We start from the raw sequence: 21841 nt of genomic DNA, 5'->3' as shown, positions 1-21841 counted from the left end.
GTCGAGCGTCTAAAGCAAAAGCCGTGGAGTGCACGCGGAAAACTGGACTGTTCACTTTCACTTCCAGTAACTGAGCAAGTTCCTCTGTAGCCAGAATCGCCTCAATTTCTTGGTGCGAATAGCCAATTTCTATTTTTTCCTCAATAATGGAAAACAAGGATCCAGTCAATTCTTTCTCAGTTGCTCCCGTGATTAATTGTTCTGCAAAATAGAGTTTTTCTAAAGTCATGGGTTCATTATCAAGTAAACGCAATCGCTGTAATTCCACCAGTTCTGCTGTGGTGTTCAGTGCTTTTACAACTTCCTCAGGCACTTTCTTCAATTTTTTAAAATTTAGTAAACGTGTTTGCCCAACTTTTCCCATAGCCTCTGCTGCTTCGGTAAAGGACTTCAAACCCATACCTCCACTTTGAATCTTGGGTTGTTCAATCACATAGGCGCCTTTTCCTTTTTTCTTGATTACAATTTGTTTCGTCATCAAATCTTCCATGGCTTTACGTACGGTTAAGCGACTCACGCCAAACTCCAATGCCAAATCGTATTCGGATGGAAGTTTTTGAGCAGATACATAAGTGCCCTGCTCAATTCTTTTTTCTATTTCTTGAGAAACAACTAAAAACTTTGCTTTGCTTTCTTTTCGTTCAGTATTCATTACCTTTATTTTATCACGCTTATCTTCTTTTTAAAAGTTTCTTATTGACCAAGTCTTTCAATACTTTTCATATAAATTTCTATCATTTGTTTTAAATGTTCAATCTTTATATATTCATTTTCCTTATGGGCAATTCCTTTTTCCCCCGGAAAAGATGGACCAAAAGCTACAATATTTGGCATTGACCGCGCATAAGTCGCTCCTGTAGTTGTGACGGGTTGACCATTTAACCCTGTCACTTCTTCATAAATACTTGATAAATCTTGTATTTCTTGCTTCGTCTTGTCAACGTAGGTTCCGGGCAGACTGCGAATAATTTTGATGCTTGTGCCTGCGTAAAGATTTTCGCTTAAAGCATTAATGACTTGCTCCTCTGTCACAGTTACCGGATAACGAATACTAAGTGACAGACGAATCAGATTATTTTCTCTTTTGATTTTGTATGGCGTAAGTATTAAACGCCCACTTTCTTGGTCCGCAAAAGCAATACCTACTCCTTGACCAAAATGTTTTTCATGAAAACTATGGGTGAGCCATGAGAAATAGTGTCTCAGTTCCTTATTTTCTAAATTATTTTGAAGTAAGGCTGCCAATGCTGTAATTGCATTTTTCCCTAATTCTGGCGCATTGCTTGGCGTCCGCAATCCTTTGGCACTATAAGTTTGACGTCCACCAGAAAGTTGAATGTCATCAGGAACAAAGTCTTTAGCCATTGCACCATGAAAATCGCCCAGTGAATCCAATACACCGTGAGCAAATCTTGTCGTCAACTCAAGAGCAACAACACCTCGCTCCCCGTAAACTACTGGAAATTTACAATCTGGTGTAAAACCAAAAACCGGTGCCTTTTCTTCTGACAAATAAAGAGGCACATCTGCTGATCCGCTTTCTTCATCCGTTCCAAAAATAATGCGTATTGGTAGACGAGGTTTGAAATTTCTTTCCTTTAATAACTTCAAAGCAAATAGACAGGACAGAATTGGTCCCTTATTGTCTAACACACCTCGCCCATAGAAATAGCCTTCACGCTCCTCAAGCTTAAAGGGAGGCGATAACCAGCCTGGACCATCTGCAGCAACCACATCAAGATGTCCAACTACTCCAATATAATCCTCAACTTCCCCTAATTGAGCATAACCCATTGCATCTTTGACGATTTGGGTTTCCAGACCATAAGATTGTGCTTTTTCCATGACATAAGCTAAAACTTGACGTGGCTCTGCTCCAAAAGGGGCCCCAGCTTTGGCTTCGCCTTTGACACTGGGAATCGCAATTGCTCCTTCCAAAAGGGAGACATACTCCTCCCAATTTTGTTCAATTTCTGTCCTATACATTTCTTACCTCTTTAAAATGCTTTGCTGTTTAAAAAACGAACTGTTTATATGCTTCTCGTGACTTATTATTTTCCTTTGCCTGTAAAACTTTACAGATTGCCTTATAAGATTCATTAAGTCCGACACCACCTTTTTTAGGCATTTTTACAATATCAATTACTTCTTTGTAAGTAGAAATTAAAGCCTGTTTTTCTTCAGACATGGCACAAACTACTTTGAGAGATGTATTTTTTTGTATATCTTGAGCAAGCTCCAGTGACATTTTGGAAAACTCAGGGTAGTTAAAGGAAGGTCCGCAAATCACGCCCTCAATATTAAGCCGTTGCAACATCCCTTTTATCTTTCTTTGAACAACATCTGGTGCTTCCCTATAGGTTTGTTCTCCCATATAAATCGTAACCAACAAATTTTGTTCATGCTCAGCAAGTAAGGGTTTCAAAGTCACTCCTGGTCCAATCACTTCTTTGGTAGCAGTAAGTGGAACTTTTACATCATCCTTTGTTCCCATTCCCGCTTGAATTTGATTTAAAATCATTACAAGTCTCATTCTATCCTCCTATAGATTATCAAAGCTCAACATTTCCTCTGTAATAGCTTCTAATTCTGCATCAGCAGCTTGTCGTTCTTCATTCATGTATTGTACATCCATAATTTTGATAAAAGGAATGTAGATAAATACACCAATAATAAGCAAAACGAGTTGCAAAAGTGCTCCGGCCCAGTTTGTTGCTAAGAAACCTGAAATAATAATGGGCGTAGTCCATGGAATCAAAACACCGTTGGTGATTGGCACAAGATGAAGGTTCATCATAATATAAGAAACAATAATATTAAAGGTTGGTACTAAGACAAAAGGAATAAAAATGAGAGGATTGAGTACAATAGGAAGACCAAAAATAATCGGCTCATTTATCCCAAATATGCCTGGAACCAAAGCAAGCTTACCTAACTCCTTAATTCGTTTTGAACGACAAACAATTAGCATTGCAATTAATAAAGAAAGTGTTGATCCCGCACCTCCAAAGGTTGCAAATAAGTCTTGAAATTGAGCATTTACAATATGAGGTGCTCCGGTTCCATTTTTAAAATACTCTACATTTTCAAGAGAGAGTGTCAGCAGGATAGGATTAAAAACCGCACCCACGACTGAACTTCCGTTGACGCCGAAAAACCAGAAAACATGAAGAAAGATATAAGCAATAATCATTGCCCATACTGTATCTCCGAGATGGAGCAGTGGTATTTGTAAAAAGTTAAAAACTAAGTCAAAAGCATTTGTGCCAAAAATGTTCAATACCAAGTTCAGTGCAAAAAATATTAGCATGACAAAAGCGCCTGGAATCAAAGCAGCGAAGGAATCTTCAACCATTGGTGGTACACCTTCAGGCATTTTGATTACCCATTTTCTGTTGACAGCAAATTGATAAAGATTAACAGAAACAAAGGCGCAGATAATTCCGATAAAAATCCCTTTTGCTCCGACCCAAGAAAGTGGGAGAGCTGTTAAGGTAGCTGATACCGGATTTGCCATCCCCTCAACTGTCACCTCTCCAGTCACAGAGTATGGCATCAGAAGAAACCAAGACATTAAAGTAACTGCCGCTCCAAAAATGGGGTTAGCCTTAATTTCTTTCGCAAAAGAATAACCTATCCCCACAACTGCAAATACGGCCATAATCGTAAAGGTCGCATCTGCAGGCTTGGTAATCATTTCAGCTAAGGTGGTCCCTGTCTTACTGTTAATAACCGTCGTTTCCAAAAAATTAATCCATTGAGGAATAGGGAAATTTGCTAAAAGTAAAAAGAAAGATCCCGCAATCAATAGTGGTGTTGAAACGAGAAAACCATTTCTTATTGCAATAAGATACTTGTTACGTCCTATTTTTTCAGCCAGGGGCAACATAATTTTTTCAAGCTTTGAAAACATCAATTTCTCCTTCTACCTATTCGATAGGTGCTTTAATTCTTGCTTCATAAGCATCTAACCATTCTTGGCTAATGGGTTCGATTTTTGTCTTGTGATTTGCTTCTGGATGAGCGATAAAGATTCTTGGCTCTTGTTTGTGAGTGGCCACACTAAAAGTAAATTCTACATTAGTTGCAACGCCCCAGTTTCCTGCTTTATCCAGTGCGACAAGTGAAAAAGCTCCTGCTTTACCGTATCTTTCTTTCAATTTATCTTCAAAAGAATACACCGCCTGATCACAAGCCTCTTGAGGCGTATGGCCTTCAGACATGAGACGAACGATTTCATAGGATAAAATTCCTTTCATCAAATCTTCACCAAGTCCTGTTGCTGTAGCCCCTCCAACCTGACTATCCACATAAAAGCCGGAACCTGAGAGTGGTGAATCACCAACCCGGCCAGATTTTTTCATGAAGAGACCAGAACTTGAAGTTCCTGCTACCATTTTTCTACTACTGTCTAAGGCAACCATACCCACTGTATCATGTCCATCATAAGCCGAAAGACCTGTACGCTTCATTTCTTCTAAACGTCTCTCCCATATTTTTTGGGCGCGCTCTGTTAACATTTTTTTCTGCTTAAAGCCTGCTTCAATAGCATATTGTCTTGCGCCTGGACCAACTCGCATACTATTAAATTTTTCCTCAGATAAGGCTTTTGCTACTGCTATGGGATTAGCAATATCAGTAATGCCTGCCACTGCTCCAATTTTAAAATTATCTCCATCCATATATGCAGCATCCATTTCTAAAATTCCTGCTTCATTTGGTAGTCCACCATATCCGACAGACTTATAATAAGGATAATCTTCAACCTCTTTTATAGCTTGTTCTAGTGCTTCTCCAGCCTCTCCTCCTTTGCTCAAAAGCTCTTCAGCTTTACAAACCCCATCATGAGCCATTCGCCACGTTGCAATAATTCCCCACATAAATACTCCTTTTTTATTTTATATACAATCCAGTATATACTAGTTGTATATATTGTAAATTAAACGCTTACATTTGTCAAGGCGCAAATAAAAATAGAGAAAGACTCCTGCTTCTCTATTTTTATACTATTCTTGATTATAGATGTTTAATGCCTCTAGGAACACATGACCATACTTTTTCAACTTCACTTGACCTACACCGGAAACTTCTAAAAATGTCTCTTCGTCTAAAGGCATAATTCTTGTCATGTCTTTCAATGAAGCATCGGAAAATATCATGAAAGGAGGAACGCCTTCTGACTTGGCAATATCGAGACGTAACATCCGTAATTCTTCAAATAACTCCAAATTAAATGTACCATTAGCTACAGACTGTTGCTTAGTAGTGCTTAAGGCTGTACGTCGCCAGACTTGCTCTCTACCTTGTAGAACAGCTATCCCACGATCAGAAACCCCAAGTAAGGGGAATTTGCCTGCGGAGACAGCTAAGTAACCTTCCCCCGCTAAAAAATCAATCAGTTCTCCAACTGCTTTTTGCGAATATCCCTTCATTATGCCAAAAGTTGAGAGTTTTTCAAAATTCCAACGTGCTAAGTTTTTATTTTTAGAGCCTACTAAAACTTGTGCGACTGCTGTTTTTCCGAAACGTTGTTCCATCCGAATAACACAAGACATAACTTTTTGTGCATCAAGCGTAACATCTGTACGCTCCCGGTCGTCTAAACAGTTTGAGCACTTATGACAGTCCTCTCCCGCATCACCAAAATACTGTAAAATATAACCCTGCAAGCAAGTTTCTGAGCTTGTATAAGCTTGCATCTGTCTGAGTTTTTCGTATTCTTGCTCCTTATGTTGCTCACTCCCTTCGCCTTGCTCGATCAAGAAGTTTCTGAGACGAACATCATTGGGCGAAAATAATAAGATAGCATCCGAATCAAGTCCATCTCGTCCTGCACGACCTGCTTCTTGATAGTAGGCTTCAATAGTAGCAGGCATCCCATAATGAATTACAAAACGAACATTGCTCTTATTTATCCCCATTCCAAAAGCATTGGTTGCCACCATAATAGGAACTTCATCATAGAGAAAATCTTCTTGGTTTTTTTGGCGCTCTCCCTCAGCTAAACCGGCATGATAACGTTTAGCAGGAAAATTATTTCGGTTTAACCATTCCGTAACTTCTTCTACTTCTTTACGTGTGTTGGCATAGATAATGCCTGATTCGTCAGTATGTTCTTTTAAGTAGGACTTTAAAAAGTCACGTTTATCTTTTCCTTTAACAACTTCAAAGCGTAAGTTTTCGCGTAAAAAACCTGTTTTAACAGTGTTGTCTTCAGAGATTTGTAATAAGTCTTGAATATCTGCAGATACCCGAGGTGTGGCTGTAGCTGTTAGTGCTAAGATTGTTGGTGAAGTAGGCAAATCAGCCAATCGTTTCGCAAAAGTAACATAAGAAGGTCTAAAATCATGTCCCCATTGAGAGATACAGTGTGCTTCATCAATTGCAACCAAATCAATAGGAAGGTGTTGCAAAAAATAGTTAAAAGATTCTAATTCAAACCGTTCAGGCGCAACAAACAAGATTTTAACCTCGCCATTTTCGATCTGTTGCATTCGGAAATAAGCTTCTTGCTCATCTACTGTCGAATTAATAAATGTTGCTGGTATATTTGCAATATTTAGCTGATCCACCTGATCCTTCATCAGGGAAATTAAAGGCGAGACCACAAGAGTAACGCCTTCTTGTAAAAGGGCAGGTAATTGATAGCAAATGGATTTCCCTGCACCTGTCGGCAATATCCCCAGAGTATCTTTTCCCTGTAGAACTTGCTCTATTATTTGTTTTTGACCTTGGCGGAAACTTTCATAGCCAAATATTTCCTTGAGTTTTGCTTCTAAATTCATCTTTTCCTATTATACGTTTAATACTAAAAAAATTCACGAACAAAAGTGAATTTTTTCTTTTATTTTTAGAGTACCTCAAATTTTTGTTTTAGTCAAAAGTAAGGAATTCAAAATTACGGAAACGCTAGACAAGCTCATTGCTGCTGCAGCAATCATTGGATTGAGTAATCCAAAAGCTGCCAGCGGGATACCAATAATATTGTAAATGAAGGCCCAAAAATAATTTTGTTTGATTTTACTTAAGGTTTTTCGAGATATCTTAAAGAGATCGAGTAATTTATGGATTTTACCACCCATAATGGTCACATCTCCTGCTTCCATCGCAATATCTGAGCCTGTTGCCATGGCAACACCAACAGTACTACTTGCTAATGCAATAGCATCGTTTATTCCGTCGCCTACCATAATGGAATGTGAAGTTTCTTGGACAATTTTAGCTTTGTCTTCAGGTGATAGATTACTTTTTACTTCATCCAAATTGACAATTTCTTGGATTTTTTTAGCAGAATCTTCATTGTCCCCTGTCAACATCACAGTTTTAATGCCGGCTTTTTTCAGTGCAGCTACGGTCTGCACACTTTCTTGCTTAATTGAAGATTTAAAGGTTGCTGTAGCTATATGGCTTACATCATCCGCAAGATAAATAACAGTATCTGTGCTTGATGTGACATCGTACCCGTGCTCTTCCATAAGTTTTGCATTTCCTGCATAATATTGACGGCCATTTATTTCTCCTGAAAGTCCACGACCAGCAATTTCTTTAAGGTTTTCTACGGGGTAGATTTCCGCAGCTTTTACGGCTTGAGCTAACGGATGGTGCGAATGACTTTCTAAACTTGCTAAAATTTTAAATGCTTCATCGTTGCCCTCAAACTGAGACAACTCAAAATCACCTGTCGTAATCGTCCCTGTCTTATCAAAGAAAACTGTTGTCACGCTATTTGTCAGTTCTAAAGCATTGGCATTTTTCAACAGCAAGCCATTCTTAGCAGCAAGTCCTGTTCCTGAAATAATTGCGGTTGGTGTCGCTAAACCAAGCGCACATGGGCAAGCAATAACCAATGTTGCCACAGCATGCATAATGGCAGTCAATAATGTTCCAGTAATGGCCCATGTGGCTACAAAAGTTACAAGTGAAATGACCAAAACAATTGGAACAAAGACATTTGAGATTTTATCCGCGAATTTTTGAATATCAGGTTTTGAGGCTTGCGCTTCTTCCATCATTTCAACCATCCGAGAAATAGTCGAATCGTTAACATCTCGGACAACAACAGCTTTAATGGAACCGTCTAAATTCACAGCCCCTTCAAATAGTGTATCATCGTCTGCTTTGACAACAGGTAAAGATTCGCCAGTCAAGTGACTTTCGTCAAAAGATGCTTTACCTTTAAGGATCATTGCATCCAAAGGTACCTTCTCTCCCGGATAAATTTGAATAACATCCCCGATTTGGACTTCTTCAAGCGGGCGCTCACCTTCTTCTGTGTGAACCATTTTAACCCTACTACTCATCAAGCTCGTGATTGCCTGACTTGTTTTTTCTTTAGCATTGTGCTCAAGTACTTTTCCTAAAACAACCAAGGTAATAATAACCATAGCTGATTCAAAATTCAAAGCATTCTCTTGTTCTAAAAATACCGCTAAAATTAAACTCGAAAAATATGCAACGCTAGTTCCAAGTGCTACTAGAACATCCATATTTGCATTTCCATTTTTCAATGCATGATAAGCGCCGACGTAAAAGCGCCAACCGATAATAAACTGAACAGGTGTTGCGAGAATAAGTTGTAAAACAGGATTGTGTAGAAACATCAAATAGTGTGTTCCCAATACTCCTTCAAACATAGCAAGTACTAAAGGCAGAGTCAAAATTACTGACACGATCAATGACAATCGTAAATTACGATTCCTTCTACGCGCTTGAGCTGCAATTTTTTCTTGATGTGCTTTATCGTTTACAATAGCACCATAGCCCACCTTTTCAACCATATTGATCACATCTTGATCACTAATGCTATCATCAAAAATGACTTTTGCTTTTTCGGTTGCCAAGTTAACTGTTGCTTCTTGGATTTTATTCGAGTTATTCAATGCTTTGGATACGGTATTCACACAGTTTGCACAGGTCATACCCGTGATGACAAAGTTTTGACTTCTCATTTTCTACTCCTTCATTAAATTTACAAATGTAAACATTGTGTTCCAGAGAAAACTGCCCCTAAGGACAGCCTTCTTATTTTACTAATTCGTAGCCAGCTTCTTTAACAGCCATTGCTAAATCTTCTACGGGTGTTGTCGCTGCATCGAATTTCACAAGTGCTTCATTCTTTTTTAAAGAGACTTTTGCGGATTTTACACCAGTAAGCCCTTCGAGTGCTGAAGTCACATGCATTGCACAGTGATCACAAGTCATACCTTTGATTACGAATTTTTCTTTTTCCATTATCTCTCCTCCATATTAGCTGACGTGTTGGCAGCTGCAAGAATTAAAATTTTCTAAACAAGTACAAGTTGTTTCTTGAACTGTTTCTTTATTTTTTAACGCTTCTTGCAAACTTGCTACATCTTCTGAAGTCAAGTTTGACAAGGCGATCATATCGGCTAAGAGCTTCACTTGTTTTGTTTCACAAACTTTTTCAAGTAAAGACTGTCCCATCATTTGAATAGCTGTACATTCTGCCATTAAAGGGCGATAAACAAACTTACGACCTTCTTTTTCAGTACTTAGCATTCCCTTTTTCACGAGGCGCCCCAGCAAAGTTTTAACTGTTGCTAGAGACCAATCCAAATCGGGCGAAATTTGACAAGAAATCTCATCAACTCGTGCTTCGCCGAGCGACCATATAACACGCATAACAATCAATTCTGCATTTGATATATTAAATTCTGTTTCGTTCATTGGCGCTCCTTACTTTATTTTTACTACAACTACAGTTTACAACTGTAAACTATAAATGTCAAGTCACAACTCTGTATTATAAATAAAAAAACCCTTTAAGGCAAGTATAGACTTTCAAAAAGGGTCGTTTATTTTCAATATTATTATTTTCCGTCACCAAAGATGCGTTCCATAATTTCACGTCCTGTTGGCGTTGCAGCAAGCCCACCTTCACCAGTTTCACGGTGAGCAGAAGGCAGTGAGCGTCCTACATTGTACATACATGTAATCACTTCATCAACCGGTATAACTGTTTTAACACCAGCTAAAGCCATATCAGCGGAAATCATCGCCTGAGAAGCCCCCATAGCGTTACGATGGACACAAGGAATTTCTACTAAACCTGCGACAGGGTCACAAATCAGGCCCAACATATTTTGGAGTGTCAAAGCTAAGGCTATTCCGGCTTGCTCGCCCGTACCTCCAGCCATGATAACCAAAGCGGCTGCGGACATGGCCGATGCCGACCCAACTTCTGCTTGACATCCTCCTTCAGCACCTGCAATCGTTGCATTGTTTGCGATTGCTAAACCAAAAGCACCAGCTGTAAAGATAAATTCTACCTGCTGCTCATGTGTAAGCCCTAACTTCTTCGTTGCTGCAGAGAGCACACCAGGTAGACATCCAGCTGACCCCGCTGTCGGTGTCGCACAGATGAGTCCCATCTGAGCATTGACTTCATTTACAGCTACGCCATCACGCGCTGCTCCTAAAATAACATCACCTGATATCGCTTTTCCTGATTTAATGTATTCATCCATCTTCTTGGCATCGCCACCTGTAAGTCCTGTTGTTGACTTATTTCCAAGTAGTCCTTCCTCAATTGATGACATCATTGTCGCCAAGTTATGTTCCATCATCTCAATGATTTGTTCACGGCTCGCACCGGTTTGTTCTATTTCTTCTGCAATCATCAATTCAGCAATTGATGGATATGCTTTTGCATCTTCAAGCAGTTCTTGTACATTTGAAAACATAATTACCCCTTATTTAAAGAAATTTACAGCAGAAAGTTTCGGAATGTGTTTCATTTCCTCAAAAGCTTCTTCGACATCGAAACTGTCTACTTCCATAATCATGATTGCTTTTTCACCTTTAGCTTCACGTGTCAAATTCATTTGTGCCACGTTAATATCATGCTTTTCAAAAATAGCTCCGAGACGCGCCAAAATACCTGGTGCATCTTGATGGACAATAACAAAAGTTGGCATCCCTGCTGAAATAGAAATATCGAAACCATTGAGTTCGGTCACTTGAATCAAGCCCCCACCAATAGAAATCCCTGTGACGCTCATGTCACGGTCCCCTTTTTTCAAAATCAGACGCGCTGTGTTAGGATGGTCAGCCTTATCTTCTGGATGAGGCACATATGTCACTTCCATCCCTTCTTCGTGAGCAATGCGCGGCGCATCTCGTAAGCGAGGATCATCAGGATCCATACCTAAAACACCAGCAACCAAAGCAATATCTGTTCCATGTCCACGATAAGTTTTGGCAAAACTCTCATACAAATGAATCTCAACCTTCTCGGGCAATTCGCCAAAAATTGAACGAATAATCTTTCCTATACGGGCAGCACCGGCAGTGTGAGAACTACTGGGACCAACCATTACAGGACCAATAATGTCAAATACACTTTTGTAACGTAAATTTTCCATATTTCCTCCGCAACTTTGCTCAGCAAAGCTTTTCGTTCGAATTTTTTTATATTCCAACGAAACAATTTATTCTTAAAATCATTATAACACTAATACGCTTTCATATCTATATAAAACTGGGGCTGTAGCAAAAAGATAAGTTTGCTAATTTTCCCATTTTACGTGGACTTTTCAGACTATTCTTTAATGATTAAAAATGCAAAAAGGACATTTTTTTCTCAATTCTCGCCGATAGTTTGTGATATAATAAACTTTAGAAAAATAGAAAGAGAGATTTCAATGAAATTCAATCACAAACCTCTGAATCTTTATGTAAATTTCAAAGAATCTGCTGAAAAGTTCCCCAAAAGTCGTTTTATTTTCGATAAAAAGTTAAACGCTTTCCCGGAATTAGAGCTTGAGACAAATTATCAAAGCGTTCACGAAGCAGTCTTGCAAAAAGCTTATAATTTGGCAGCCTTAGGAATAAAAAAAGAAGACAAGGTCATTATTTTTAAATCAAGTGCTTTTGACACTTATCTTCTTGCCGTTGCTGTGTCCTATCTGGGTGCTGTTCCTGCAATGATTTCCCATCACTTTTCTACACCAGTAATGGATACTCTTGCTGCACGCCTTGAAACTCCTTGGCTCATTTTTGATGAAGATACAGATGCTGTCGTTCAGGAATTAAAAAATGTAAACAAAGATCACAAACTCTTTGTTTCTGACTTTGCTTCAATCACTAATAGTCCTGTGGTAAGCAATCAACAATTAGCTACGGATGAGATTGCTTATCTCACACATACCTCAGGTACTACTGGAATTCCGAAACTGATTGCACACTCAGCTCAATCTATGGGCTGGCGTTGGGTTTTGCAACGTACAGTAATGGATTGGATGCCAGACAAGGCTTCACTGTTGGCATTCCATATTTCACCTGTTCATTCCCGCTTTAACATTGGTATATCATCAGCCATGACCTTCGGCTTTGATCTTATGCCACTTTCTAATTTAGAAAAAAATACTGTGCTTAGCATGTTTGAAAAATATCGCCCTACAGCCTTTGAAACACACCCAAACCATTTTGTTCGTCTGGCAAATGTTGTAAAGGAAGCACCCGAGGCCTTTGCTTCTATTCGCTATCTCCACTCTACTTTTGATGCAATTAACAAAGATACGATGCATACTTTCCTTGCGGCTTCTAAAGAGGAAAATCCTGTTTTCTTGCAAATCTACGGTCAGTCTGAATGCGGTCCAATGATTTGGAAAAAACACCGCCTTAGTACCTTACCAAGTACAAATGCTCGTGAAATGGGCATCGGCATGCCTGGACTTTCCCAAGCGCGCGTAACAGATGCTGACGGAAATGTTGTTCCTGCTGGTACACCTGGTCATATTCATTTCCTCTCTAAAGGGCGTGCTCTTACTTATTATAAAGAGGATAGTCGTTTTGCTGAAGAAGTTTATGGCGACTGGTGGGATACAGGCGACTGGGGGATTATGGATGAAAATGGTGTGCTCTTCCTCTATGATCGTCAAGTTGATCTCATTGACAAGGTGGAGTCAAACTTAGCCATTGAAGATCTCCTCCTCGATCAACACGACTTTCTTGACGAAGTAATAATTATCCGCGATGCTTCTGGACATCCTCAACCTATTTTGGCGCTTGCCGAAGGTAAAGAAATGGACTGGAAAGCTTGGTGGTCTTCTATCATTGACATGCCATTCCTAAATGAGCCGCTTCTCATGGACTATGATGCAATACCTCGTACAGCCACAATGAAAGTTCAAAGATTAGCTCTTGAGCGTGAACTTGCAGCAGCTAAAAAATAAATATCATATACAAAAAGGTAGTTCCCAAGAGGAAACTACCTTTTTTAAATTATTTTGCTACTGCTTGCCACAGAAGCGATAAAAGGAGAGAGAAAGCATAAGAGCTATTAAATAAAACCATATTTTTTAAAGAATAAACAAAGCTATGAGGCGCAGGAACTTCTGCTGCATGGTGTTTCAAGTTCTTCTGAATTATCGGAAAGGAAAGAACAGTCAATAATGTTGGCCATTCAAAAATTCCAATGAAAAAACCTAAAATAATGAAGAAATATGCACTGTACATAAGCAGTTGAAATAGCTGAATACCTTGTTTACGTCCAATATAATAAACTAAAGTATAACGATGGTTTTTAATATCTGTATCCAAATCACGCAAGTTGTTAGCCAGCATAATATTTGCAATCGTAAAGACTAACGGTAAACTCGCAATTACCATTGCTATAGCACCAACTATATCTCCAGAAAGCGCAAAAGAGTTTGCCGCAAAGTTGAGATCAAGTTTAAAAATAGGATTTTCTGCACTATTGATGAGAATCACCATTGCAAAAATTCCAAATCCCATTGTTCCACCGGAAAAGATTTCACCCAATGGCATACGAGAAAGAGGTATCGGACCATAAGTATAAAAAACGCCGATAAAGAAGACGATGCCTCCCAGCACCAAAAAAAGCCAGCCCGTAAAATAAGCCAAAAGGAAACCCAAACCCAGGCTAACAAGAACCATGAACACTATCAAATTTCTAACAAAATGTGGTGACAGATTAGCTTTCCCAATAATATTTTCTTGTTTTTGATAAATTTCATCTTTAGCTTTTTGAAAATCTTGATAATTGTTAATCGCTGTTACCGTCATATCAAAAATAAGCATAGCCAGCAAAAAAAGAAACGATAGGCCGGCGTTAAATGTTTTAAAATAACTCAGACTGAAAAGTAAGCCAATAATATAAGGAAATATACTGGCAATTTTGGTTTTAATTTCGACAAGTTCTAAAAATGTTTTAAATGTCATAAAGCGTTTGGGATATCCTTCACTATATTTTCTTTGGTTTTCAAACAATCAAACTTCCTAGATGTTTAATTCTTCTTAGGATGCTCATCTTTTCCAGATAGCATGAACACTCTATATTATAGCTGATAAATGCTCCAGAATCAATTTCCGAAGGAATGTATCAGAAATAAAAAATAGCTCTAATGAGCTATTTTTTAATTAACGTCCTTTATAAATTGAACGAGATTTACCATACCATACTTGGGTAAGTATTTTTTGAATCCAAGGTTGAACCCATTTATCTAAACCAAATGCGCGGCCTGAACCGTTCATTAAGGCAATTGCTACTGGAATAAACCAGATGTTTACCCAGAAGAACATACCAGATAGTGCGAACATCACTGTCAATGCTGCAGTTACAGCTGATGCAATCCAAGTAAAGAGACCAAAGATAATAGCAAGAGCAAGTAAAACTTCAACGATAGACATGAATTTTTGCATGAACAATGCAACATCACGATTTGGAATCATGAACTTAAAGATAGGTTCCATCCAGTGTGGTACTTTTTCAAGTACTGGCATTGGCTCTGTACCATAAGCATATGAGAGACCCCATTCTGTCGCTTTGTGTGCAGCTTCTGCTCCACCACTAGCAGCAGCGCCAGTTGCACCAGCAGCAGCATCTGCAGCTTTAGTTGCAGCTTCACCTGTTGCGCCAACAGCAGCATCTGCATGTTTAGGCACTTCTTGCAACCAAGCAAATGGGAATTTAAGATCGTCTGTGAACCAAGAACCTTTACCAAACCAAGTTGTAGGATTAAAGAGTTGACCTTCACCAACAATTTTCTTCATTGCTTCTGTCAACCAAACAAGACCATAGAAGATACGAAGTGGCACAGCCCAGAGTACGTTACCTAAACGTGAAGTGTGACCACGCATGAAGTTACGATCATCTTTTGTACGGAAAACTTCATCCAAAGCATAACGCCAGAAATAATGAGCGGAACGGATTTGCAATGTGTAGATAAAGTAAACAATGTTTTTCATCAACATTGCCCAGAAACCTGTCAAACGCATGTTTCCGACTTTAGCAACACCCCAAGTTGAACCGATAGAAACCATTGTTCCTTGGTATTTGCTTTCGTGTTTATGTTTGCTTCCACCGTTAATATCTGCGATGATATTTGAAGCTGCTGTGTGCGCTGTTTGCTCTGCCGCTTCAACGATTTGTGGTGTTGGACGACCTGTATCAGGTTCGATATAACCTGAAACATCTCCGGCTACATAGATACCTTTATCTTCAAAACCAACTGCTTCCATAAATTCATTGGCTTGGAGACGATGTCCACGTTCTGTTTCGTTAAGATTAGTCTGTGCTGCTGTATTCCCTTGAACACCTGTAGTCCAGATCAATGTGTGTGTTGGGATTTCTTTTGAAACTTTTTCTTCGTCTCGTCCACCAACATTTACTTTGATGTGATCTTCTGCAACTTCGACGATACCGTGATTTGTCAATACATTGACATTTTTCTTTTCAAGATATGCATGTGCACGGTCTGCTTGTTTGCGGTCCAATGTATTCAAGATTGTTGGCATCATTTCAACAACGTTGATTGTGATTTCTTCCTCAGGAATTTTCCAATCTGTTGAAACCTTCTTACGCCAGTCAATCAATTCACCAGCCATTTCAATCCCTGTGAAACCTGAGCCTGCAACAGAGATAGTCAAAAGTGCACGGCGTTTTTCATCGTCAACTTCTGTTGAACCATATTGAACAACAGTTTCAAGTTGACGTTTGATACGCATAGCATCTTCGAGTGACCAAAGAGTAAAACCATGTTCTTTAACACCAGGTACCCCAAAGTCGTTAGGTTCACCACCAAGAGCAACTACAACATAGTCATAGTCGTAGCTTCCTTGTTCAGTGATAACCTTTTTGTTATCTTTATCAAGACTGACAACAGCATCAGTTACAAGGCTCACATTTTTACGTTTTCCCAAAAGTTTTTGGAAGTCATATTGAACTGTTGTGAATGGCACACGTCCTGCTGCAACTTCATGAAGTTGCGTCATAGATGTATGATAACTGTGTTTGTCAATCAAAGTGATGTCAGCATTCGCTTTAAGCTTTTTCGAAAGCTCACGTGTTGCATGAACCCCAGCAACACCACCACCGATGACTACGATTTTTTTCTTAGTCATTTAAAATCGGTCTCCTACTAGTAATATAATAATGAAAAAAATTTCCATCTAACATTATATCGCTTTCATGCTGCTTTGTAAAGTCCGACATTGTGCTTCTACTAAGTAAGCGGACAAATAAAAGTTAGTTGACGAATTTATACATACCCTATCCTGTTTTTAAAGTCAAAATTAAAAATTTTATAAGAGTACCTAGCTTCTTTTTTCAAGCTGAATTGCTGCATATTCCCCTAGCTATGTAGTACAATAATTTTATGAAGCTTACATTTGATGATACTATCACCAAGCGCCTATTAGCGCTTATTGAAGATGAGCCTGCTGACTTTGTCTTAGACTTTGATCATACTTTAAGTAATGAGACACTCCCAAGCAGCTGTTGTGGCATTACACGTTATCGTATTGTTGCCGTTAATAAAGGAGAAGTTCCTAAAGTTTTTGATGGGAAAATCAGCTCACCTTTAGGTGATTTCTACTGCAAGGCTTGGGGGATGATGTATTTTGATGAAAATATGCGTGTCCGTGTTACGGCCAATCATTTGATTGAGATTATGGGCGATGGCGAAAAGATAGCCCCACATATTGAAATTGTTGACTATCGTCACCAATAAATAGTTATCCTATTTTTGTCCAAACTACAGAAATTTTCTGTGGTTTTTTCTTAAAATAATTGACAGAGTTTTCTAATGATATTACAATAAAAGGAACTACTTTATATCAAGTTACCCGAAAGGACATCTCGCCCATGGGAAAAATAAAAATCAACTGGAACCTTTGGCTTAACGGACTACTTTTTTTCGTTGTGCTTTTCTTACTTTTTAATGTCATTTCAAACATTACCCCTATTACAAAAAGCATTGGCAATTTTTTACAAATTCTCTCTCCTCTGTTTCTCGGAGCAATCGTTGCATACTTTTTAGATAAACCTATTCATAAACTTAGCTTGCTTTTTAGACGTTTGAATGTAAAATTTATCCAACATCATGCAAGAAAATTTAGTATTTTTGTCACTTATATGATTTTCTCACTTCTCCTCTTTTTTGTTATTTATTATCTCTTTCCCATTGTGGTTCGTAACTTACTCGAGTTTCTACGCTTATTACCTACGATTTACCAAAACATTTATCAATGGCTCAGCAGTAATCAATTTCAAGAGTTAGATAATTTTTTACAAATCGAAGACTCTATTCGCTCTTTTGTCAATGCGTTTAGTGCACAAGACGCCGCACGCTACATTACCAGCGGCATTGAATCTCTGAGTACTTTTACTTTCACACTTGCTTCACAGCTTTTCCGTATTGTTGTTGGCATTATCATTTCAATTTATCTTTTGTTATATAAAGAAAGTATCTTACAGATTCTTTCCCGCTTTGGGAAGATTTCTGCTAAGCAGGAGCATCTCCAAGCAATAAAATATTATCTTCGTCAAACAGATATTATCTTCTATAAATTTATTTCCACACAATTCATTGATGCATGCATCATGTGGATTTCATCCACGTTCTTACTATTTATCCTCCACATAACGGGCGTTGCTCATAATCCCTTCTCAGTGGCCTTAGGTTTGCTTATTGGTATTTGCAACATGATTCCTTATTTTGGTTCAATTTTTGCTTCGATTGTCGCAATGATTATCGCTTTTTTTACCGGCGGTTGGGAAGCAGGGCTTGTTACGATTATTATGCTCATCATCCTTCAGCAAATTGATGGAAATATCATCGGACCAAAACTAATGAGTGGTGCTTTGAATGTTAACCCCATTATCGTTATTATCTCTATCTCGATTGGCGGCGCTTATTTTGGTATATTAGGCATGTTCGTCGCTGTACCTGTCGCAGCCTTACTTAAAATTATTTTTATGGAGTATTTAGAGGCTAAGGAAAGTAAACTTTCTCTCACTCCTCACGAAAAATAAAAAAGAGTTATTTCTAACTCTTTTTTTCTTGGACTTTTTGAATAAAATTAAGGAGTTTTTGGTTAAAAGCCTCAATATTTTCCACATGAAGAATATGACCACAATCTGCAAAAATACTTACCTCTGATTGTGCGTTATGTTGTAGGTTCCGTGCTGCCTGAGCATGTTCTGGAGGAAAAATAGGCGAACACCCACCAGCAAAGAACAAATGGGGAACCGTTTCACGCGTAAGATTCTGACGCCAATCTTGCGTAATCACATTTTGAAGCAAGGCTTGGTGCTTTTGAAAATTAAAGGGCAACATCCCTTTACCTAACACACGTTTTACTTGATCTGTCAATTGACGATGAGTTAATTTTGTGCGCGGAAAATCTTTAATAAAATCAGATAATTCACCAAGAGTTTTACCTGTTTGCCCATCTAACCAGTCCGGCGCTCTCATAAATGTAGGTGCTTGATCCTCTGTTACGATTGCTGTTAACTTTCCGTCTGTAAAAAGCTCTTCATATGCCATAATGGTCGCTGCTCCCATCGAGTGTCCAACCAATATAGGTCGAGAAAGTTGCAGAGCATTCATCAACTCTTCTAAATCAGTCGCCAAACGATGTAAGGTCATCCCATAATCTACTTCTTGGCTTTGTCCATGACTCCGGTGATCATAAGTGACTACACGATAACCTGCAGCAACAAAATAATCGACTTGAAAAGCCCAAGTAACTTCGCTCGCCGAATAGCCGTTAATAAAAACTATTGCTTGATTTTCTGTTGCTCCATAGCTATGATAATTGATCTGAACTCCATCATTTGTTGTATAAAAAGGCATTGTTTCTTCTTTCTATTGCTCAATCTTTTACTGTACATTTCTGACAGCAAAAACTATTCATATTGTAGCAAAAAAGACGAGGAAATCCTGATTTTTTGCTTTAATGTTTGGTGAGGAATAGAAAAAGAGCGAAATTTGCTCGCTCTTTTTAGATTATTTAACAACAATATTTACCAATTTATTCGGAATCGCAATAACTTTAACGATATTTCCTTCCACTTCGACTGCTTCTAAAGCTACTTTTTCAAGTTGGTCTTTTGGTAAATCTTTTTCAATCATGACTTTAGCTTTTAACTTACCGTTGATTTGAACGACAATTTCTATTTCATCTTCAACAAGTTTGCTTTCATCAAATGATGGCCACGCAACATACGAAATACCTGCTTCATTACCGAGTTCAACCCAAAGTTCTTCTGCAAGGTGAGGTGCAAACGGAGCTAAAAGTTGAACAAAGCCTTTCGCATATTCAAGCGGTAATGTTTTAGCCTTATTGGCTGCATTTACAAAGATCATCAATTGAGAAATTGCTGTATTAAACAACATGTGATCCAAGCGCTCGGTAACGTTTTTAACTGTTTCATTATAAACTTTATCTAGGCTACCATCATTTTCTTCAGTGATTGTGCTATTGCTGAGCAAACGGACCACACGATCCAAGAATTTACGTGCACCTTCTAGTCCTTCTTCTGACCAAGGAATACTTGCATCTAAAGGCCCCATGAACATTTCATAAACACGTAAAGTATCGGCTCCGTAACGTTTAACGACATCATCGGGATTAACTACATTTTTCAATGATTTAGACATTTTAGCTGGAGCTTGCTCAAGCTCTTCGCCAGTCTCAACATTGTAATAAGAGCCATCACGTTTTTCAACCTTATCTGTAGCAACCAAAGCACCGCGACTATCGCGATAAGAAGTTCCCAAAATCATCCCTTGATTGAAAAGTTTTTGGAAGGGTTCATTTGTTGGAACAACACCCAAATCAAAGAGAACTTTATGCCAAAATCGTGCGTAGAGAAGGTGAAGAACCGCATGTTCGGCTCCGCCGACATAAATATCAACAGGAAGCCATTCTTTAATCAGCTCTGGATCAGCAATAGCTTGGCTATTTTTAGGATCAATGTAGCGCAAGTAATACCATGACGAACCAGCCCATTGTGGCATTGTATTTGTTTCACGACGACCTTTTACACCATCTTCGCGTGTCACAGTCAGCCAATCTGTTAAATTCGCCAAAGGTGATTCACCAGTACCTGACGGTTTAATATTTGAAGTTTTTGGTAAAACTAATGGCAGTTCTTCTTCTGGAACAGCAGTAGTTGTACCATCTTCCCAATGAATAATTGGGATTGGCTCGCCCCAATAACGTTGACGACTAAAGAGCCAGTCACGTAGACGATAAGTCACTTTACGAGAGCCGATACCTTTTTCTTCCAAATAAGCGACCATTTTTTCAATCGCTTCTTCCTTTTCCATACCATTCAAGAAATCAGAATTTATAATTTTTCCACCTTCTGTATGGCAGGCTTCTTGAACATTTCCACCATCAAAAACAGGAACGATTTCTAAGTCATAGACCTTAGCAAATTCCCAATCTCGTTCATCATGCCCAGGTACTGCCATAACGGCACCATGTCCGTAGCTTGCAAGAACGTAATCAGCAATCCAGATAGGCATTTTTTTGCCACTTACTGGATTAATTGCGTATGCACCTGTCCAAACGCCAGTCTTATCCTTTGCCAAGTCTGTACGAGCCAAATCTGACTTAAGGCTAGCTTGGTGTTTATAGTCTTCTACAGCATCAGCTTGTTCAGCAGTAGTAATTTTTTCTACTAATGGGTGCTCTGGTGCAAGAACAGCAAATGTTGAGCCAAAAAGTGTTTCTGGACGCGTTGTGAAAACCGTAAATTCTTCATCAGTGCCCTCAACTTTAAAGTTAATGTCTGCACCGACAGATTTACCAATCCAATTGCGTTGCATTTCTTTGATAGATTCTGGCCAGTCAAGCTCTTCCAAATCATTAAGCAAACGCTCCGCATAGGCTGTAATCTTAAGCATCCATTGGCGCATCGGCTTGCGAACAACGGGATAGCCGCCACGCTCCGAAGTGCCATCAGGGAGGACTTCTTCATTGGCGATAGCTGTTCCTAATTCTTCAACCCAGTTGACAGCTACTTCAGCTTCATAGGCCAAACCTTTTTCATACAACTTCGTAAAAATCCACTGTGTCCATTTATAAAATTCTGGATCTGTTGTATTTACTTCACGTTCCCAGTCATAGCTGAAACCAAGACTATTGATTTGACGTTTAAAAGTAGCGATATTTTTAGCTGTAAATTCGACAGGATCATTACCTGTATCAATCGCATACTGCTCGGCAGGCAAACCAAAAGCATCCCAACCCATTGGATGAAGGACATTATAACCTTGCGCACGTTTATAACGGCTCAGAATATCTGTTGCTGTATAACCTTCAGGATGCCCCACGTGAAGACCTGCTCCTGATGGATAAGGAAACATGTCTAGTGCATAAAATTTCGGTTTGTTTTTGTCTGTTCCTGTACGGAAAGTGTTATTGTCCGCCCAGTATTTTTGCCACTTGGCTTCAATGTCAGTGTGTTTGTATTCCATATTTCATTCCTTAAAGTTTTTTATAAATTATATTTACAAATCTCAAATTCTATTATATCAAAAAAATCAAAAAAGCAGATCGCTGC

18 protein-coding genes are annotated in these 21841 nt (G+C 38.8%); 3 read left to right on the top strand and 15 right to left on the bottom strand.

The genetic code is table 11. From position 1 onward, the window contains the following. The 11 genes from LACDD01_RS01115 to sdaAB all read right to left on the bottom strand — a co-directional run. On the bottom strand, positions 1–652 hold a 652-nt coding region (locus tag LACDD01_RS01115; RefSeq protein WP_061414111.1), incomplete at its 3' end, for a GntR family transcriptional regulator. 41 nt (positions 653–693) lie between these two features. Further along, a complete protein-coding gene (locus tag LACDD01_RS01110) occupies positions 694–1986 on the bottom strand; it encodes a Sapep family Mn(2+)-dependent dipeptidase (protein ID WP_061412820.1) in 1293 nt (430 codons plus the stop codon). Between the two features lie 28 nt (positions 1987–2014). Further along, a complete protein-coding gene (locus tag LACDD01_RS01105) occupies positions 2015–2533 on the bottom strand; it encodes a GrdB-related putative oxidoreductase (RefSeq protein WP_061412816.1) in 519 nt (172 codons plus the stop codon). Between the two features lie 9 nt (positions 2534–2542). After that, entirely contained in the window at positions 2543–3913 is a 1371-nt protein-coding gene (locus tag LACDD01_RS01100) for a PTS sugar transporter subunit IIC (protein ID WP_061412813.1), read from the bottom strand. Between the two features lie 16 nt (positions 3914–3929). Then, a complete protein-coding gene (locus LACDD01_RS01095; protein WP_061412810.1) occupies positions 3930–4880 on the bottom strand; it encodes a N(4)-(beta-N-acetylglucosaminyl)-L-asparaginase in 951 nt (316 codons plus the stop codon). Between the two features lie 126 nt (positions 4881–5006). Then, complete coding sequence (gene recQ, locus LACDD01_RS01090; protein ID WP_019293835.1) at positions 5007–6785, bottom strand: DNA helicase RecQ; 1779 nt, start codon at positions 6783–6785, stop codon at positions 5007–5009. Between the two features lie 75 nt (positions 6786–6860). Further along, the gene (locus tag LACDD01_RS01085; RefSeq protein ID WP_061412807.1) at positions 6861–8948 is read right to left on the bottom strand and encodes a heavy metal translocating P-type ATPase; all 2088 of its coding nucleotides are present in this window, start codon (positions 8946–8948) and stop codon (positions 6861–6863) included. A 73-nt stretch (positions 8949–9021) separates the two neighbouring features. Continuing rightward, positions 9022–9231: a heavy-metal-associated domain-containing protein gene (locus LACDD01_RS01080; RefSeq protein WP_004256251.1), complete on the bottom strand. Its 210-nt coding sequence runs from the start codon at positions 9229–9231 to the stop codon at positions 9022–9024. A 15-nt stretch (positions 9232–9246) separates the two neighbouring features. After that, on the bottom strand, positions 9247–9687 hold the full coding sequence (locus LACDD01_RS01075) for a CopY/TcrY family copper transport repressor (RefSeq protein WP_004256249.1): 441 nt from the start codon (positions 9685–9687) through the stop codon (positions 9247–9249). 143 nt (positions 9688–9830) lie between these two features. Continuing rightward, entirely contained in the window at positions 9831–10703 is an 873-nt protein-coding gene (gene sdaAA, locus LACDD01_RS01070; RefSeq protein WP_004256247.1) for an L-serine ammonia-lyase, iron-sulfur-dependent, subunit alpha, read from the bottom strand. Positions 10704–10712: 9 nt separating this feature from the next. After that, complete coding sequence (sdaAB, locus tag LACDD01_RS01065) at positions 10713–11384, bottom strand: L-serine ammonia-lyase, iron-sulfur-dependent subunit beta (protein ID WP_061412804.1); 672 nt, start codon at positions 11382–11384, stop codon at positions 10713–10715. Between the two features lie 279 nt (positions 11385–11663). Between sdaAB and LACDD01_RS01060 the strand changes: the two genes are divergently transcribed. Then, positions 11664–13196 (top strand): class I adenylate-forming enzyme family protein, encoded by a 1533-nt coding sequence (locus LACDD01_RS01060; protein ID WP_061412802.1) that lies wholly within the window; start codon positions 11664–11666, stop codon positions 13194–13196. 49 nt (positions 13197–13245) lie between these two features. On the opposite strand, the gene menA is transcribed toward LACDD01_RS01060, so the two are convergent. Both menA and LACDD01_RS01050 read right to left on the bottom strand, forming a co-directional pair. Further along, the gene (gene menA / locus LACDD01_RS01055; RefSeq protein WP_004256242.1) at positions 13246–14205 is read right to left on the bottom strand and encodes a 1,4-dihydroxy-2-naphthoate polyprenyltransferase; all 960 of its coding nucleotides are present in this window, start codon (positions 14203–14205) and stop codon (positions 13246–13248) included. 198 nt (positions 14206–14403) lie between these two features. Then, positions 14404–16386, bottom strand: coding sequence for an FAD-dependent oxidoreductase (locus tag LACDD01_RS01050; protein WP_061412799.1), 1983 nt, complete (start codon positions 16384–16386; stop codon positions 14404–14406). Between the two features lie 254 nt (positions 16387–16640). Here LACDD01_RS01050 and LACDD01_RS01045 point away from each other — a divergent pair, with 254 nt between their 5' ends. Together LACDD01_RS01045 and LACDD01_RS01040 are read left to right on the top strand one after the other, a co-directional pair. Continuing rightward, the gene (locus LACDD01_RS01045) at positions 16641–16994 is read left to right on the top strand and encodes an iron-sulfur cluster biosynthesis family protein (RefSeq protein WP_019293840.1); all 354 of its coding nucleotides are present in this window, start codon (positions 16641–16643) and stop codon (positions 16992–16994) included. A gap of 134 nt (positions 16995–17128) precedes the next feature. Beyond that, positions 17129–18298 (top strand): AI-2E family transporter, encoded by a 1170-nt coding sequence (locus LACDD01_RS01040; protein ID WP_061412796.1) that lies wholly within the window; start codon positions 17129–17131, stop codon positions 18296–18298. Positions 18299–18311: 13 nt separating this feature from the next. Here the strand turns inward: LACDD01_RS01040 and LACDD01_RS01035 are convergent, their stop codons facing one another. Continuing rightward, complete coding sequence (locus LACDD01_RS01035) at positions 18312–19121, bottom strand: alpha/beta fold hydrolase (RefSeq protein WP_046400970.1); 810 nt, start codon at positions 19119–19121, stop codon at positions 18312–18314. 153 nt (positions 19122–19274) lie between these two features. Continuing rightward, positions 19275–21755 carry a leucine--tRNA ligase gene (leuS, locus tag LACDD01_RS01030; RefSeq protein ID WP_061412793.1) on the bottom strand — a complete coding sequence of 827 codons (2481 nt, stop codon included), beginning with the start codon at positions 21753–21755 and terminating at the stop codon, positions 19275–19277. Positions 21756–21841 lie beyond the last annotated feature (86 nt).

The sequence above is a fragment of the Lactococcus sp. DD01 genome, from assembly GCF_001578715.1.
Taxonomy (GTDB): Bacteria; Bacillota; Bacilli; order Lactobacillales; family Streptococcaceae; genus Lactococcus; species Lactococcus petauri.
The sequence above is the reverse complement of the archived record's forward strand: the minus strand, read 5'-3'. Positions and strand labels throughout refer to the sequence as shown.